This window comes from Capnocytophaga sp. ARDL2, assembly GCF_041530365.1.
Lineage (GTDB): Bacteria > Bacteroidota > Bacteroidia > Flavobacteriales > Flavobacteriaceae > Flavobacterium.
In genome coordinates this window covers 1,629,210-1,646,963 of sequence record NZ_CP168034.1, presented here as the reverse complement: position 1 = coordinate 1,646,963, position 17,754 = coordinate 1,629,210, and the positions used below count along the sequence as shown (strand labels likewise).

Annotated in this window: 18 protein-coding genes and 1 pseudogene; 3 read left to right on the top strand and 16 right to left on the bottom strand. The window is 31.8% G+C overall.

From position 1 onward, the window contains the following. Positions 1–64 precede the first annotated feature (64 nt). The 11 genes and pseudogenes from AB4865_RS08350 to rfbC all read right to left on the bottom strand — a co-directional run bounded on the left by AB4865_RS08350 (position 65) and on the right by rfbC (position 11,365). The gene (locus tag AB4865_RS08350) at positions 65–1,126 is read right to left on the bottom strand and encodes a glycosyltransferase (protein WP_372472823.1); all 1,062 of its coding nucleotides are present in this window, start codon (positions 1,124–1,126) and stop codon (positions 65–67) included. 35 nt (positions 1,127–1,161) lie between these two features. Then, positions 1,162–2,448 carry a hypothetical protein gene (locus AB4865_RS08345; protein ID WP_372472822.1) on the bottom strand — a complete coding sequence of 429 codons (1,287 nt, stop codon included), beginning with the start codon at positions 2,446–2,448 and terminating at the stop codon, positions 1,162–1,164. Positions 2,449–2,469: 21 nt separating this feature from the next. Further along, positions 2,470–2,985: a DapH/DapD/GlmU-related protein gene (locus tag AB4865_RS08340; RefSeq protein ID WP_372472821.1), complete on the bottom strand. Its 516-nt coding sequence runs from the start codon at positions 2,983–2,985 to the stop codon at positions 2,470–2,472. 2 nt (positions 2,986–2,987) lie between these two features. Then, a complete protein-coding gene (asnB, locus tag AB4865_RS08335) occupies positions 2,988–4,790 on the bottom strand; it encodes an asparagine synthase (glutamine-hydrolyzing) (protein ID WP_372472820.1) in 1,803 nt (600 codons plus the stop codon). Between the two features lie 30 nt (positions 4,791–4,820). Further along, positions 4,821–6,056: an oligosaccharide flippase family protein gene (locus AB4865_RS08330; RefSeq protein ID WP_372472819.1), complete on the bottom strand. Its 1,236-nt coding sequence runs from the start codon at positions 6,054–6,056 to the stop codon at positions 4,821–4,823. An 89-nt stretch (positions 6,057–6,145) separates the two neighbouring features. Continuing rightward, positions 6,146–7,132, bottom strand: a complete 987-nt coding sequence (locus tag AB4865_RS08325; RefSeq protein WP_372472818.1) for a mannose-1-phosphate guanylyltransferase — start codon at positions 7,130–7,132, stop codon at positions 6,146–6,148. A 130-nt stretch (positions 7,133–7,262) separates the two neighbouring features. Beyond that, on the bottom strand, positions 7,263–8,552 hold the full coding sequence (locus AB4865_RS08320; RefSeq protein ID WP_372472817.1) for a nucleotide sugar dehydrogenase: 1,290 nt from the start codon (positions 8,550–8,552) through the stop codon (positions 7,263–7,265). A 59-nt stretch (positions 8,553–8,611) separates the two neighbouring features. Continuing rightward, positions 8,612–9,600 (bottom strand): annotated as a pseudogene (locus AB4865_RS08315) (SDR family oxidoreductase). Between the two features lie 12 nt (positions 9,601–9,612). After that, on the bottom strand, positions 9,613–9,954 hold the full coding sequence (locus tag AB4865_RS08310; RefSeq protein WP_372472816.1) for a phosphomannose isomerase type II C-terminal cupin domain: 342 nt from the start codon (positions 9,952–9,954) through the stop codon (positions 9,613–9,615). A gap of 13 nt (positions 9,955–9,967) precedes the next feature. Next, complete coding sequence (gene rfbD / locus AB4865_RS08305; protein WP_372472815.1) at positions 9,968–10,816, bottom strand: dTDP-4-dehydrorhamnose reductase; 849 nt, start codon at positions 10,814–10,816, stop codon at positions 9,968–9,970. Beyond that, the gene (gene rfbC, locus AB4865_RS08300) at positions 10,817–11,365 is read right to left on the bottom strand and encodes a dTDP-4-dehydrorhamnose 3,5-epimerase (RefSeq protein ID WP_372472814.1); all 549 of its coding nucleotides are present in this window, start codon (positions 11,363–11,365) and stop codon (positions 10,817–10,819) included. It lies immediately after the preceding gene. A 169-nt stretch (positions 11,366–11,534) separates the two neighbouring features. Here rfbC and AB4865_RS08295 point away from each other — a divergent pair, with 169 nt between their 5' ends. Then, the gene (locus AB4865_RS08295) at positions 11,535–12,314 is read left to right on the top strand and encodes a copper resistance protein NlpE N-terminal domain-containing protein (protein WP_372472813.1); all 780 of its coding nucleotides are present in this window, start codon (positions 11,535–11,537) and stop codon (positions 12,312–12,314) included. A gap of 30 nt (positions 12,315–12,344) precedes the next feature. Here the strand turns inward: AB4865_RS08295 and AB4865_RS08290 are convergent, their stop codons facing one another. From AB4865_RS08290 to AB4865_RS08280, 3 genes are all read right to left on the bottom strand, one after another. Beyond that, complete coding sequence (locus AB4865_RS08290; RefSeq protein WP_372472812.1) at positions 12,345–12,797, bottom strand: DUF4442 domain-containing protein; 453 nt, start codon at positions 12,795–12,797, stop codon at positions 12,345–12,347. A gap of 132 nt (positions 12,798–12,929) precedes the next feature. Continuing rightward, entirely contained in the window at positions 12,930–14,099 is a 1,170-nt protein-coding gene (locus AB4865_RS08285) for a proline dehydrogenase family protein (RefSeq protein WP_372472811.1), read from the bottom strand. 290 nt (positions 14,100–14,389) lie between these two features. Continuing rightward, a complete protein-coding gene (locus AB4865_RS08280) occupies positions 14,390–14,977 on the bottom strand; it encodes an NUDIX hydrolase (RefSeq protein WP_372472810.1) in 588 nt (195 codons plus the stop codon). An 8-nt stretch (positions 14,978–14,985) separates the two neighbouring features. Between AB4865_RS08280 and pyrE the strand changes: the two genes are divergently transcribed. Together pyrE and AB4865_RS08270 are read left to right on the top strand one after the other, a co-directional pair. Then, positions 14,986–15,627, top strand: coding sequence for an orotate phosphoribosyltransferase (pyrE, locus tag AB4865_RS08275; RefSeq protein ID WP_372472809.1), 642 nt, complete (start codon positions 14,986–14,988; stop codon positions 15,625–15,627). 144 nt (positions 15,628–15,771) lie between these two features. Continuing rightward, positions 15,772–16,164: an SRPBCC family protein gene (locus AB4865_RS08270; protein WP_372472808.1), complete on the top strand. Its 393-nt coding sequence runs from the start codon at positions 15,772–15,774 to the stop codon at positions 16,162–16,164. 118 nt (positions 16,165–16,282) lie between these two features. On the opposite strand, the gene AB4865_RS08265 is transcribed toward AB4865_RS08270, so the two are convergent. Both AB4865_RS08265 and AB4865_RS08260 read right to left on the bottom strand, forming a co-directional pair. After that, positions 16,283–17,104 (bottom strand): TolC family protein, encoded by an 822-nt coding sequence (locus AB4865_RS08265; RefSeq protein ID WP_372472807.1) that lies wholly within the window; start codon positions 17,102–17,104, stop codon positions 16,283–16,285. After that, a complete protein-coding gene (locus AB4865_RS08260; RefSeq protein WP_372472806.1) occupies positions 17,091–17,570 on the bottom strand; it encodes a TolC family protein in 480 nt (159 codons plus the stop codon). Before AB4865_RS08260 ends, AB4865_RS08265 begins: the two co-directional genes overlap by 14 nt. Positions 17,571–17,754 lie beyond the last annotated feature (184 nt).

The following is a 17,754-nucleotide window of genomic DNA, read 5'->3' as shown; positions in this document are numbered from 1 at the left end:
CTAAATATTTTCACAAATAAATTGATTATTTTTTTATTTTTGGAAAATCTTTGTCTTCCTGTTTTCATATCAATTTTCTATAAAATTCTTCAAATCTTTCTTTATGATTAAACTTTTCTCTAATCTTTACTTTTGTTTCTTCATTTCTCTTTTTTCCACAAAAATACAATTGTTCCAATGCTTTCATAAATCCCTCTTCGTCCCAAGGATTGTAAAGATTATCTTGCTCCAAAACGGTTTCCTTTATAGGTGCAATATCAGAAGCTACAAAAGGAAGTCCCATTATCATCGCCTCAATCAAGGCATTGGGTTGTCCTTCAGTAATAGACGGGAAAAAATAAGTATCCATTGTATTGAGAAACAGCGGTATATCTCTTCTATTTTCAAAAAGCAATACTTTATCAGATATCCCTAATTCTTTGACCTTTTGTTCCAAGCCATTTTTTACATTATTTCCACAAAGTATGAAATAAATATCTTGATGTTTCTTAATTAATTTTTCTGCTACTTTCAAAATAGTTGGATGGTTTTTGGCTTCATTCAATCGTCCTGTATGTCCAATTACAAAAGCGTTTTCGGAAATATTAAACTCTTTTCTAAGGTTTGTACTCCCCACTTCAAATTTAGAAATATCCAATCCATTATAAATCACTTGAAATCTCTTATCTTTCTTACTTCCAAAGAAATAATCTAATGCAGCTTGTGAATTAGCCAAGATATGTGTAGCTGTTTTTAAAACTTTATTCTTTACAAAATCATTATATTTTGTTTTGAAAAAACTTTGTGCAAAATGGTCAGTAGCTCCTCTATAAAATGCAATACGATTTTTTATTTTTGCTTGTTTTGCACTCCAAAGTACAAGTCCTGCAAAATTTCCTGTAAAATCACAAACCACATCAAATTTTTCTTGTTTAAAAAACTGTATTAGATTTATATAGTGTAAAGGATGGAAAAAACTAATATATTGTTTTTTTAATTTTACATTAGGAATTTGTAAATACTCATTATCTAACTGCCCATCTTTACCACTCTTACAAAAAACTACAATTTCTGAAAAAGAATTGGCTTTATATTGCAAAAATCTCAGCAAATAATTTTCTATTCCACCGCTATCTAAATGTGACACAAAAAACACAACCTTTTTCATATTTAATATTGTTATTAAATTCTAAAATTATGACTCTTTTTTTCTTTTAGTAACATCCACAAATACAGTAAAAACAAAGGCATAAATGCAATTATTTCTAATAGCAATAAAAGGATTGCTACTAAAATAGAGAACAGTTTAAAAAAGGGATTAGAACTCCTCACCTCTCTTTTCAATATATATAATATGATATAAGGTCCAATAAACAAACCTAAAAATCCTATATTGGATATTGCTTCCGAAAGTATAGAGGTAGTTAGCCCCCATCCATACATACGACTTTCTCCAAAATTTCCAAATGCTGAATTTGTAAAATAAACAGCATAAGGATGAGGCTTCTCTGCCCATATTTCTCTAGGGAGAAAAAAAGTTCCCGTAAAAATAAATGAAGCCATTTTATAAGGCACTATATTTCTATCTAATATCAAATCATTATGTATAGCATACTTTAATCCGTAATCACGACCAAAATCCACACGCATCCCTACATAAGTTTCTTCTATATTTTCTTTTATCCCTTTTCCGTAAAAATTCATAAAGGAAATAAAAAAAACGAATATAATAAAAACATATCTCAAAAGTTTTTTGGTAGAAATCGCCTTTGTTATCGACAAAAGGATTATGTATAAAACGAAAAATAGAACTACAATACTCCTTTTCCCATAAATCCAAAAATAAACACCTTCTACAACAAAAATAAAGAGCATTGTTGGTAATACAACACTTCGAGGATTCATTTTTTTCTTGTACAGTACGGAAACCGCCATAAATCCTCCTAATAAAACTCCAATAAGGACTAACTTATCAATTATCGAATGAGATTCTGGTACATCCTCAATAAAATACCTTTCTAAATAAGAAGAATAATATCCATAATCTCCTATTAATAAAGTAACCAATAAAGGAAGAATAAAAATAAACCAAAAAATGAAATTATATTTTTTAAATAATATATATAATCTCATTCCTGTTTCCCTTGCGATATTGTCAAATATAATTTTTCTTTCATTATTTATATTCTTTTTTGCTCCTTTTACTAATAAAATTAGAAATAATGAAATATAAATATCGTACACTATAGCAACAGTATCGTCTTCTAATGTTTTAATAATTTCTGGATAATAATCTAAAAAAACTATTTGTCCAAAAGTATCTAAAATAGAATGAGACACAAAAAAAATAAGTACGATAAATATCACATATAGATATCCAGAAAATCTTCCTCTCTTCATTAGAGAAAAAACAGATAATGTAGTATATAATGATACTAATAACAAAAAAAGCCCCGATAATTCTCTCATTTTTTTACATTCTACTATAGTTTATTTTTTTATAAACTTACTCTCTTCTAACGATAACAACAACTCCATTTTTTCTTGATAACTCAAACCTTTTGCTTGTACATTATATGGTTTACTTTTTTCATAAAAAGATTCAATATTTCCTATAACTCTCGCTGGATTACCACCGACAATACAACCATCTGAAACACTTTTTGTAACAACGCTTCCAGCTGCTATAAGTACATCATTTCCTATAGTAACCCCAGCCAAAACAATAGCATTGTTGCCAATATACACATTATTACCAATTTTTATCTTTCCAAAAAAATCAAATTTAGAATCGTATTTTCTCAATACCCAAGAACCTCCGTGATTAGCAAAAGAAACTCCTTTGGTAATTTGCACATTATTGCCTATTTCTATCAGATAAGGCTCCGAACCAAAACTTCTTGTTGCAATAGCACAATTTTCACCTATTTTAACTCCTACAAACCTGGCAAATTTTTCATCTGTCCAAAAAAACTTACGGTATAAACGAACTAACTTACTAATCATCCTTATCTCAATTTTATTTGATACTCATCTGTCCATAACGCTAAAACGAACAATTTCCAAATATTAAATGAATAATCATACTTTCCATCCATATGCTGCTGTAATTTCTTCTTAAATTTTGGAATATCTAAATTGGGAATTGTTTTTAAAAACTCATCATTCAATTTACTCAATACATCTTGTTTTAGTTCATTTCTAAGCCAACTCCCCATTGGTACTGCAAAACCTTTTTTAGGTTGAGTAAATACTTTTTCGGGAATATACTCTTTTAAAATATCTCTTATTATTTTTTTACTCAGTCCTTTATCTAAACGAAATTCTATAGGCAATGTTCTTGCAAATTCAACTATTCTATAATCCAAAAATGGACTCCTTATCTCTACAGACGATGCCATACTCGCCCTATCTACTTTCACATTGCTGTCGTTTTCAAGCCATAATTTTATATTCAAATCTGCCGCTTTTTGTATACTATCTGAAGACAATCTTTTAAACTGAGGATAATAAGTATCTATCCAACTATAGTCAGGTTTCAAACATTGGCTATCATTTGTTAGAAACCATTTTTTTATAAAGTCTTCCTCGTCTTTACAAGATAAGAAACCTTTTATTGTTTCAGGTCGCGATTTAATCAGTTTATAAATTGGCAACCTACTTATTGCCTTTCTAACGAAAAAAGGAATCCAAGATATTTTTTTAAACTTTTGAGTGTTTTTAAAATGTAAATATCCTAAAAAACTTTCATCTCCACCATCACCAGAAAGAGCAACCGTTACTTTTTCTTTAGTTACTTTATTTAATAACAAAGAAGGTAATGCAGAGCTATCTGCAAAAGGCTCATCATACACCTTAATCATATCTTGTATTCTTTCCAATACATCTGATGCTTTACAAAGGGTTTCTATATGATTACTCTCTATAATTTGAGAATATTGCTTTGCCACCTTGCTTTCGTCATATTTAGGATCATCAAAAGAAATTGTAAAAGTATTTATTTTTTGTTTCGATAATTTGCTGGCAATAGCAGAAACTAAAGCAGAATCAATACCTCCAGATAAAAATGTTCCTAACGGCACATCTGATTGCATCCTAATCTTTACCGCATCGATCAGCAATTGATGCAATTTTTCTTTTGCTTCACTGTAGGATAAACTTGTTTGCTTAACCTCTTGTAAATCCCAATAACGCTCAATATACTTCTCTTTTTTGTTTAAATCTATCAACATATACGACCCTGGTTGCAATTTATAAACATCTTCATAAATTGTAAAAGGACTCGGTATATACCCGCAATCTAAATAAATAGATATCGCTTCGGAAGAAACCTTACATGTTTGGGTATGTATTGGTTTCAATTGACTACAAATTTCAAACTTCCCATCCTTCCAAAAATAATAAAAAGGCTTTACTCCTAATCTATCTCTTGCACAAAACACTTCTTGTTTTAGCTCATCATAAATCGCAAAAGCAAACATTCCATTTAATCTAAGCAATACACCTTTTCCCCATTGAGCATACCCTTTTACAAGAACCTCCGTATCACTTTCAGTATCAAAAGTATATCCTAAATTTTCTAACTCATATTTTACCTCTCCAAAATTATATATTTCTCCATTAAATGAAATATGATAACCTTTATAAGAATAAGGTTGATTTGACCTTGAATCCAAATCTAAAATAGCAAGTCTAAGATGCCCCAATAACAAATCTCCTATCTTTTTTACAGAAAGATTGTCAGGACCTCTGAATCTAATTTTTTCTATTTTTTTTTCTACCTCTGTTGTTTCATAAGGTAGATTTGTCATATATATACCACACATCTCTGCTAATTATATTTATAGTAATTTGTGTTTTTTTATTGCAAAATAACAATAAATAAGCTCTATTAAGGCTGAAAATGCAATGGCTGCACCTAAAATTAAAATATTTTTATAAATCAATAGCCCTATTGCTACAAAAACAAAATAACTTATTAATGATAAAAACTGATTTCTTGTTAATAAATAATTTACATTATTAGGAATAAAAACAAAATATGTATAAGCCCCTACCAACATCCAAGACATAATTGTAAAACTGAGCAGAATAGATAAATAATATGCCCCGTCCATATCTTCGCCCCCTAAAAATAATACAAGATATTTCCCTAAAAATATAATAAGCAACATTACTATCAAAGCCCCTATAGTTTCAAATCTAATAATTTTTTTAACCATTTGATTTTTTATATTTACAATCAACTTAGGAAAAATCACTCTATTTATATTTGCTGAAAGAAGCCTTGGAACAGCAACTAATTTACTAGCTAAATCATAAATTGCAACATCCTTCATTCCTAAAAAAGTTCCAATAATAACAGGGACACTATAATCCTTGATAGAGACAAAAAGTAAACTATAAAAAAAATGTGCTCCTTCTTTAAACCAAGGTTTTATTTTATCAATAGTAGCTATTCTTACTATTACCCCATATCTTTTTTGTAATAAAAAAAAAGCAAAACTTCCCCCAAATAATGTAGTTAAAGTTACTATTATTGAAAAAACAGGTAGATCAGTAGGAATCTTGACAAAAAGAAAAATTAGAGGCAACGAAATCAACTTACACCCCAATTGTATGAATGTAACTAATTTCATTTCCTGTACCCCTTGAAAAAACCATTGCGGAAATATAATATCTTTATAAACTAAAACAAAACAAGAAATAAATAAAATCTTATTTTGACTAAAAATAGGAACAAAAAACAACAACCCTAAAAAAATAAGAATATTTACTCCATATAGATAATTTTTAGCCGTAAAAATACTCGAAACGATTTCGCTAAGTTTTTCTTTATTTTCTTTATTTTTCGCTACTTCCTTTATCGCTGGCACATCAAATCCGTAATTCATAATTAATATAAAATAGGACATGATAGAGGTAGCAAAAACAAACAGTCCGTAGTTTTCTTTACCTAATGTATTTATCAAATATGGAAAAATAATGAAATAAAAAAATGAATTTAGCACTTGTAAAACAGTCATAAAAGAATAGTTTTCAATAATTTTTTTATTATTGAGAATTAAATTCTTCATTTTATTCAATTTATCTTTTATTGTCACTACTTAATTTTTAGTTTTAATTTCTTCCTTTATACCTCATACTCTCCCATATTTTTACTTTGTTACCTTCTCAACTTCTCCCACTTTTCATACACATTCTTCACATCCTGTGCTTTTTCTTTCTTCAGAATAAGAATAGCATCTGAGGTATAAACAAAAATGGTGTTTTCAACTCCTAAAAACTCTGTTTGAATATCCGTTCCAATGACCATATTTCCATTTTTGTCTGTTGGATATCCTTTGGAAATCAAGTATTCGTAAATAGATTCAAACGACCCCATATCCGACCAACGAAAGGTTCCTATAACTGCTTGTAATTTCTTGGTGCATTCCATCACAGCGTAATCTACTGAAATAGAAGGAATTTCTTTACTTTCCTTTAATGGTAAAACACCATTTTTACTCTTTTCAAAGGCTTCTTTAGATTTTTGATAAACCTCCGGTTCGTATTGTTCTAATTCTTTAAGAAATGTACCTGCCTTGAAGCAAAATATTCCAGAATTCCAATAAAAATCACCCGATTTAATAAAATCTTTAGCCGTATCTCCATTTGGTTTTTCTCTGAATCCTAATACTTTGTTATCACGAATTTGAATATATCCGTAGCCTGTTTCTGGTTTGGTAGGTTTTAGCCCAAAGGTTACAATCGCATCATTTTTTGCCAACTGTATTGCCTGTTCCAAACATTGATTATACAAATCCAAATCCTCAATCAAATGATCCGATGGCGTTATAATCAATATATCTTCTTTATCAACCGCTAAGGTTGCAAAAGCAATTGCTGCTGCTGTATTTCTCGGTTCAGCTTCTACTATTTCTGTATATTGTGCAATATTAAGTTCCTCTAAATGTGACTTTGACAAGTGAGAATTGTCTTTATTCCCCACAATCATCAAATCCGTAGCCACAGTTTGATTTCTCAACACTGTTTGCTGGAACAGGGATTTTCCCGCTAGCAAATTGAGATATTGTTTTGGCTTTTCTTTACGAGAAAGCGGCCACAAGCGACTTCCTACACCTCCTGTCAAAACTACATTGATAATTTTCATAATGTTATAACTTATCCTTCTCTAACTCTCCTATGGAGGAGAATCTTTATGGTTAATTGTCTTTATCAAAATACTGCCTCATATTTCCACAATCTCACGCTCACACCTTCACATACTCTCACACTCTCAATTAAAGTCTTCCATCAACAGTATTCAAAATCCCCTTCACATCATACACAACTACATTTTCCTTAGTCAATAAATTGATATCTAATGTTTTAAACTCATTATGAGCGACACCTAATACAACTGCATCAAATTTTTGGTTAGCATTTAATGATTGGTGGCTGGCAATTCCGTATTCATGAATAACTTCTTCTGGATTTGCCCAAGGATCATAAGTAGTCACTTTTACACCGAAGTCTTCCAAAGCAGCAATCACATCAACGATTTTGGTATTGCGAACATCAGGACAGTTTTCTTTAAAAGTAATTCCCAACATCAACACTTCAGCACCATTTACATTGATATTTTTCTTAATCATTGCTTTCACCACTTGCTCGGCAACATATTTCCCCATAGAATCGTTCAGTCTGCGTCCTGCCAAAATAATTTCTGGGTGATAACCATATTCTTGTGCTTTTTGTGCTAAATAATAAGGATCAACGCCAATACAATGTCCACCTACCAACCCTGGTTTGAAAGGTAAGAAATTCCATTTTGTTCCTGCAGCTTCTAATACAGCATGGGTATCAATATCCATCAAGTTGAAGATTTTTGCCAATTCATTAACAAAAGCAATGTTAATATCTCTTTGAGAGTTTTCAATCACTTTAGCTGCTTCGGCAACTTTGATCGTCGGAGCCAAATGCGTTCCTGCCGTTATCACCGATTTGTAAATATCGTTTACGATTTTTCCAATTTCTGGTGTAGAACCCGAAGTTACCTTCAAAATTTTATCAACTGTATGTTCCTTATCCCCTGGGTTGATACGCTCTGGCGAATATCCTGCAAAAAAATCTTCGTTAAACTTCATTCCAGAAACTCGCTCCACCACAGGAATACAGTCTTCTTCCGTCGCTCCTGGATAAACCGTCGACTCATAAACAACTATATCTCCTTTACTCAACACTTTTCCAACCGTTTCACTAGCTTTTATCAAAGGCGTAAGCACAGGACGATTGTTTTTATCCACAGGAGTTGGCACTGTAATGATGTAAATATTTGCGTCTTTGATATCTTCTAAATTTGAAGAACACAATAATCCATTAACATTCTTAGAAAAAGGATTTTCTTTTACTAATGACGATTGAAGCAATTCATCTGATACTTCCAAAGTATCATCGTGTCCTTGATTGAGTTTTGAAACTCTTTCAGTGTTGATATCAAATCCAACTACTGAATATTTTGTTGCAAAAAGTCTTGCTAATGGCAATCCTACATATCCAAGACCAATAACGGCAATTTTTTTATTTTCCATAATTTTATTACTTCAAATCTTTTTACTTTATTATAAATACATTATGGTGATAATTGTGATTATTTCAAATTTTTCCAATACCAATCTACAGCTTCTTTCAATCCTTGTGCAAAAATATACGTTGGGTTGTAACCTAAATTAGCTTTCGCTTTATCTATACTTGCTAATGAATGTGGTACATCCCCTTGACGATTGGGCCGTGAAGAATTTCAACATCGGCAATTTTTGGATCGTATTCCGATAGGTATTTTTTGAGCAGTTCCGCCATATCTTTAATAGTTGTTCGGTCTCCTACTGCTGTATTGTACACTTGATTTAAAGCTTCTTGATTTTCAGTAGTAATCGCCAAAAGATTCATCTGCACTACATTATCAATATAGGTAAAATCTCTTGAATAGGTACCATCTCCGTTGATCGTTGGCGATTGGTGGTTCATCAACTGAATCACAAATTTCGGAATGACCGCCGCATATGCTCCATTGGGATCTTGTCTTCTTCCGAACACATTAAAATACCTCAATCCGATGGTGTCAAAATCATAAGTTCTTTTGAAAACATCGGCGTAGAGTTCATTCACATATTTGGTAATCGCATATGGAGAAAGAGGTTTTCCGATGACATCCTCCACCTTAGGTAGCGATTTAGAATCACCATAAGTAGAAGAACTCGCTGCGTAAACCAAGCGTTTTACTCCCGCATCTCTCGCAGCTACCAGCATATTAAGGAAACCGCCTACATTCACATCGTTACTAGTAATTGGATCATGAATAGAACGCGGTACAGAACCTAAAGCTGCCTGGTGCAAGACAAAATCCTGTCCTTCACAAGCTTTTCTACAAGTTTCTAAATCACGGATATCTCCTTCTATCAAAGTAAAATTAGGATTAGATAAAAATGCTTCAATATTATGATAATGCCCTGTTGCAAAGTTGTCTAAAACTGTAACAATCGTTCCTAACTCCAATAATTTTTCTGTAAGATTAGAACCAATGAATCCTGCTCCACCTGTTACTAATATTTTTTTGTTTTGTAATATGTTAAAATTCATTTGCCTTTATTTTTATTCCCTACTATAATCATCCTCTACTCGGATTATATCATCTTCTCCGAAATAAGTACCATATTGTACTTCGATAAAGATCAAAGGTTTATCCCTATAATTTGCTATTCTATGCAATGCTCCTTGAGGAATATAAGCCACCTCTCCTACATTGTACTCTTTTACTTCTCCTTCGATGGTTACTGTAGCGACTCCCGAAACGATCGTCCATACTTCGCTTCTAAATTTGTGATATTGCAAGGACAATCTTCCTCCTTGTTCTACCAATACTTTTTTTACCTTATGGGTTTCGGCATCTTCCAATACCCAGTATTCGCCCCAAGGTCTTTTATCATGTTCCATACTTTTTTCTCATTTATAGCTTTCTCATCATTTCCTTCAAACTGTCTTTCCAAAAAGGTATTTCGATTTTATAGGTCTCTTTTATCTTTGTCTTGTCCAATAAAGAAAATTTTGGCCTACATGCTGGTGTTGGATATTGCTCTGTTGCAATTGGGGTTAAACGACATTCCAAACCTTTTATTCTTTTTATTTCTTCCGCAAATTCAAACCAACTAATTTTCCCTTCGTTACTATAGTGATAATAACCAGAATGAAATTCTCCTTCTACGATTTTTAGAATCACTTGAGCCAAATCTCGTGCATAGGTTGGCGAACCAACCTGATCGTTGATAATAGACAATTCGTCTCTTTCTTCCATCAATTTGATCATAGTTTTTACGAAATTTGTACCATACGTTGAATAAACCCAAGCTGTACGTATAATCACAAACTCAGCTCCTGATTGTTCCAACGCTTTTTCTCCTAATTGTTTTGTTTTTCCATACACATTGATTGGAAAAACTTCATGATTTTCTTTTATTGGAGTATCATCTTTGGCATCAAACACATAATCTGTAGAAATATGGATTACTTTTGCTTTGTTTTGCTTACTCCACTCACCTATAGCTTTTATCGCTTGATGATTGATAGCATCTGCCAGTTCTGATTCACTTTCAGCTTTGTCAACAGCGGTATAAGCTCCAGCATTAATAATCAATTGTGGTTGAACAGATTGCAACACCTTCAAAATAGATTGAGTATCACTCAAATCCATTTTTTCTCTATCTACAAATACATATTCATATGTATTGGTATCATTATTTGTCAACTCAAAGAGTTCTGACCCCAACTGTCCATTTTTTCCTGTTACTAATACTCTCATTTACTTTCTAAACAATTGATCAAAGGTTGGTAAAATCAAATCTTTTTCAGAAACAATTTCTTTTCCTTGTTCTATTCCCCAATCAATATTTAGTTCTGGCGAATTGAATAGTACCCCATTTTCTGACTCTTTATTGTAGAAATTGTCACATTTATAAAAGAAAATTGCTGTCTCTGAAAGCACAGAAAATCCATGTAAGAATCCTCGTGGTATAAATAACTGTCTATTATTTTCTGCAGAAAGTTTTACCGCTACATACTGTCCAAATGTTGGTGAATCTTTTCTTGCATCCACTGCTACATCAATAACTTCTCCTTGAATCACACGAACCAACTTTGCTTGGGCGTGTTTCCCCGATTGAGCATGCAACCCCCTGATAACATTTTTCACTGAAAAAGATTGATTGTCTTGCACAAAATGTATCGTATTGTTTGTCAACACATTGAAAACTTTTTCATTAAAACTTTCAAAAAAATAACCTCTTTCATCTTTATATAAATTTGGCTCTATGACATAACAACCTTTCAGTTTTGTTTCTTCTACTTTCATTATCGACAGTTTTAACCGCAAAGATACTTATTTTAAAAATAAAATTAAAAATATTATTTCGTATATTTTACATCCTTTCATTTTTTCCACATTTTTTATCCCAAACTTTTTGAAATTGAAATACTTTTCATAATTTCACAAAATATTTTGACAATTAGAAATTTTCATTATGAAAAAAAATACTTTATTTCTTGTTTCTGCTTTATTTTTAGTTTTTTATACTTCTTGTGATAAAAAAACTAAGGAAGATTCTGATATTTTTATAAAACCAGAATTATTAGATTCTATTTTTACAAAAAAATACGACGCAACGTTGCCTTGTCCTGATTGTGATGGAATCGAAACTTCTATCAAATTTTTCAAAGATAGTACTATGGTACGTACCATTTATTATGATGGAAAAAGCAAATTTCCTGAAACCTATTATGGAAAATGGAAGCTGAAAGATTCTGTATTTATTGCATCGTTTGACAATGAAAAATTGTTTTATAAAATAAAAAATGCACAAACAATAATGCGTGTTGGATCTGATTTAAAGGATATTAAAGGCGATTTAAAATCTCAATATACCTTCAAATCTTCTGATATACTTACTGACGATTTGTTTTTAGGAACATATGTTTTGGGAGACACCATTAGCACACACAATAGAATTCAGATATTTAAGACAAAACAAGATATTTACACCTTAAATTTCATTGGAACTGAGGTGAAAGACTCATTGAAATCATATTGTCAATTTCAGTTAAATGGAAAAATCAATGATTTAGACCGCTTGTCTGTCAATCTCAATAAATTAAACGACACCATAAACGGTCGATTGAGTTTCATTTTCATAAAAAACAATATGCACGCTTTTTACGAAGATATTACGGTAGACAAAGTTCCAAAATTTTGCAAAGAAATCCCTACTTTTTCTGTAGAGGGTACGTACAAAAAAACAAATTAAAACCTAAAAGTAGAATGAAAATTACTCATTCTACTTTTTTATTTTCAAAGCCCATTCAAATCGCATTTTACTCACCACCTCTCCTTTTTGATTTACGCCCACACTTTCCATCCAAATCGTTTGTGGTTGCCCTGTTTGCAAGACTTTTTGAATCGTATATTGCACTTCTTTTCCTTCGTTACAAGTAAAAATGATGGTTCCTGTTGCTTTTTTCAAAAAGGTAGATTCATTTGAAACAACCAACATCGAAATATTTTCAATACTTTTTTTGATAGCATTCATTACCAAAACACCTGTTGATAATTCGGCTGCCATTGCTTGAACAGCAAAATACATTGAACGAAACGGATTTTTATTAAACCAATTATGACGCACTTTTACTTTTGAGTGAAATTCGTCTATCTCAACAGCTCTTACTCCACTAAAAAAAGCAGATGGCAAATTGAACAACAAAAAAATATTGGTTTTATTTGGTGTAAACATTTTCAAACATTTTTTTGATTACAATATATAAAATTTCTCATAAAAATAAAAAAAAGTCAAAGAAGAAAGCAAAATTATACTCTCTCTTTGACTTTATCAATAAATAGATAAAGAAATGATAGTTGAAAACAACTATTTTTTTCTTCTCTTCAATTCTTTTTCCAATAAGTCTAATTCTCTATTGGTTTGTCCTGCAACTGAAGTGTTTTCTTGAGCTCTACGAATCAAATAAGGAACTACATCATACACAGGTCCAAATGGTAAATATTTGGCTACATTGTATTGATGATGAGACAAATTGTAACTAATGTTATCACTCATTCCGTACAATTGACCAAACCACAATCTTGCATCTTTTTGATTGATATTATTTTCCTTCATCAATTTCATCAACAAATAGCTACTTTCCTCGTTGTGAGTACCAGCAAACAATGCCATTTTATTGTTAATATTTTGCACGATGTAGGTCATTGTACTATCGAAAGTCTTGTCAGTTTCTTCTTTTGTAGCACAAATTGGCGATTTATAACCTTTTTCAGCAGCACGAGCTCTTTCTTTTTCCATATACGCCCCACGAACTACTTTAAAACCAGTATGAAAACCTTCTTCCAATCCGATTTGGTGTACCTTTTTCACAAAATCCAATCTATCCCAACGATATGTTTGAGCAGTGTTGAAAACGATACATTTTTCGCGGTTGTATTTTCTCATCATATCCAAAACCAACTCATCAGCAGCATCTTGCATCCAACTTTCCTCAGCATCTATCAAAAGTAATACATCCATTTCAAAAGCTGTTTTACAAATAATATCAAATCGTTCTACGATGCGATTCCATTCTTTTTGTTCATCTGCTGTAAAAGCTTTGTTTTCTCCTTTTTTCTCAAACAAATAAAAACGCCCCACTCCTGTAGGTTTGAATACCGCAAAAGGAATAGCTTGTCTTTTTTTCGCAAAGTCAATGGTACGCAAGGTCATCTCCAACGCATGGTCAAATTGTTCTTGAGTTTCTTTACCCTCCACCGAATAATCCAATACAGACGAAACCCCTTTTGTGTACATTTTGTCCACCACTTTTAGGCAATCTTCTTCTGTAACACCGCCACAAAAATGATCAAAAACAGTAGATTTTATCAATCCTTTTACAGGTAGTTTTGTTTTTATAGCAAAATTGGTCAACGAAGTACCAATTTTTACCAAAGTATTACTGCTTATCATTTTAAATAAAAAATAAGCCTTTTGTAGTTCAGCATTGTTTTTCAATGCAAACGCATGTTCTGTATTGTCAAATATTCTTTCCATTTATGGATGATTCTTTAAAAAACCTTACAAAGGTACGATATTTCTCTAATTGTATAAAAATATTTATTGTGAAAAAGAATGAATTTTTATCGTTAATTCTATTTTTATATATGTAAAATATTTTAGACTAAAAATGGAATAGCCAAACATCTTTTCTAATAGAAACCATATTTAAAATAGGTTAAACGTCTTTAGATTAAAAAATGATTTTCCTCAAACCCTTTCATTAAAAATCATATTTATAATAGGTTAAACGTTTTTAGGTTAATAATACATTTCTCAACAAAAAATTATTTTTCAAACAACAAACGAATATTATCAAAAGAATTTTTCAGCTTTTCAGTTACCTCATTGGGTTGAATCCATTCTACTTTTTCGATATTTTCTTCCAATTGTGCAGCCAATTTTCCAGTATAAGTAGATTTCATGTTAAACCAGTGGGTTTCTTTGAGTTTGAAGCGACCATTTCTCTTAAATACGTGATAGGTAACAGCAATTTTATCTTTGATTGTCAATTTTTTACAACCAGTTTCCTCTTCTACTTCTCTCATTGCCGTTTGCTCGATTTTTTCGTTTTTTTCTACTCCACCTTTTGGTAAATCCCATCGTCCATTGCGAAAAATAAATAATATTTCGCCTTTATCATTGTAAACACGACCACCACCTGCTCGCTCTACATCTACTTTTTTGAGAAATTTTTCAAGTAATATTTTTTTATTTGGATGATATAGAATAGCTTTGTCAATGGTTTCGTCAAAATATTTGGTAAACAATTGTTTCAGATTGACTGTTTCCAACAAATAGACTTGACAATCAGTCTCTTGTTCCAATTGATTTGTCAAAACCAATAATTTATCCTTTATAAAAATTTTATACATTTTACGATATGATTTTTAATACTACAACTGCAGAAAATACAGCAAAATTGCTGTTACAAATTAACGCAATAAAATTGAATCCAAAAAATCCTTTTACATGGGCTTCGGGTTGGAAATCGCCAATTTATTGTGACAATCGTATAACTCTTTCATTTCCAGAGATTAGAAAATTTCTTCAAAAAGAATTTTCTGAAAACATTTTGAAACAATTTGGCAAACCTGATGTGATTGCAGGGGTTGCAACGGGTGCTATTGGTATCGGATTGTTGGTTGCAGAGGCGTTGGATCTTCCTTTTGTATATGTGCGTCCTGAGCCTAAAAAACACGGAAGACAAAACCAAATCGAAGGACATTTCGAAGCTGGAAAATCTGTGGTTGTAATCGAAGATTTGATCAGTACTGGAAAAAGTAGCTTGCAAGCAGTTGAGGCTTTGAAAGCTGCTGATGCTAATATTTTAGGTATGGCTGCAATATTTACTTATGGATTTGATGTAGCTGCAGAAAACTTCAAACAAACAGGAATCGATTTGTTTACCTTGAGCAACTACCCTACTTTGATTCAAGCAGCTGCCAACCAATCGTATGTTTCATCTGAGGAAATAGATACTTTAAACGCTTGGAGCAAAGATCCAGCAAATTGGGGAAAATAATTTTGTAAACAGTAAGAAGTAGATAGTAAGTAGCGAGAAGGGGATTTATTACAAAATGAACAATTGCTATTAAGAAATCATTTATTACCCCCTACCTCCAGCGTTTTGCTTACAGTATTTCATAACCATCTAACATCATAAAAAATGAACTTAGAAAGTCCAAAAGTAACGATACAAAAATCTGCTCAATATATTTTCGAACAATTGACAGATATTAAAAATTTTGAAAAATTAATGCCTGAAAACACTTCAAAATTTGAAGTAATTGACGAAAATTGCTTTGAATTTGGTTTGAAAGGTATGCCCGAAATCAAATTGGTAAAAAAATCGGCTACACCTACATCTGAAGTTATTTTGGGTGCAGCTTCAAGCAAATTACCTTTTACATTGACTGCTAAAATCGATGAAGTTGCCTCTGATTCTTCTGCTGTACAATTGTTTTTCCAAGGCGAATTCAATCCTATGATGGCAATGATGATCAAAGGTCCTATCGGAAAATTTATTGAAACATTGGTTCATAATATGACTAAATTATAAAAACCAAAGGCTGCCCATTTTCGGACAGCCTTTTTTTATAGCTTTAACTTTCCCTCCGCGTAAAACTCAACAATTTTATACTAAATAGGAAATTGTATTCGGTCTGTGCTACAGTGCCTTAGGCATTAGCGTAATTGTTTCTCGCAATGTTTAAATCGTAAATGGTACTGCGACCTGCATTATAACTTTTCTCTGCAAAATCCAATGCCAACTTCGTGCTTTTTTCGGCTTCCAACGCCGCTTGATGATTTTCATAATTGGTGTCTAAATCAAAAAATACTTTCTGAATGGATTGAAAGAGTTCCTGTTTCTTAATCGACAAATTATTTCTCGCAATGTCTTCACTGATTTTGGCTTGTTCTACCTGCAATTTAGTATTCCCTTTGTTGAAAATCGAGATGTTTATTTGCAGTACGATTTGTTGTAAGAATTTGGTTTTATATTGTTCGAAAAATCCTTTCTCACGGATGATATTTCCAAACATATCAAAGCCTACGGTATCCGTTACCAACGAGTTAAAATAAAACGAACCTACACATGCCGATGCTGAAATTGTGGGGTAAAAAGCCGTTTTGGCAATTTCTGTTTGAGATTCGACAGCTATTATTCTGCTCTGCGTAGCCAGAATTTGCGGTTGCTGAGCGTAAGCCGTTTCAGTTACTGATTGTAAATTGTAAAAATGAGCATTGTCTATGGTGTCAGAAATAGGAAAATCTTCTAAATCAAAATTCTCATAATCTTTCAGTTGGAGCGTCTGAGCCAATGCAAAAAGATTTCTTTTGATTTCTATTTCGGCATTGGTAAAACTCTGTTTTTCTCTGGCAAGAGCTGATTCGACTTCGGCTAAAAGCGTTTGTGCAGTTGTCCCCACTTCCGTGGTGATTTTGGCTCTATCGTAAAGTTTTTGGGCATTTTCCAACGCCGTTTTATTGATTTTCAAAATCTCTGTTGAGCATAACCGCCAAATATTGCTGCACAATTTGCAACAAAATATTATTTTTCACCGTTTCCAAATCGTACTGCAAAGCTTCTACATCGTATTTCGTTTTTCGGATGTTCTTCGCTACTCTATTTCCGTTGTAAATCAAGACATTTACTCCGATATTTGCCGAATTATTAAAATTATCATTTCGTCCGATACTTCCTTGAAAACCTTGCGTTTGTCCAAAATTCATCGAATTTCCGATATTGACTCCCACAGTAGGAAGATATTCATTTTGAGACATCTTCAAATTGGCATCTTGAAGGGATTTTTTGTGTTTATTGGCGATGACCTGCAAATTGTTTTCCACCGCATACTCCTCACATTCCTGTAATGTCCATTTCTTTTGGGAAAAGGAAATCATGGAGATTAAACCTAATAATATTGTGATTGTTTTTTCATTGGAATTTGAATTTTTGTTCACTTTGACAAAATTATAATTAAAAAACAAAGAAAATCCTTATTTTTATATTAGCTAAAATTAAATACAATTTTAAATAACTGAAAATAATAAATTAAAAAACTTATCTTAATAAGTTGATTAATAGGGCTGAAGCCATTCTTTTTTCAAAATTATTATTAAAATAGAGACTTTTCAGCAAATATAT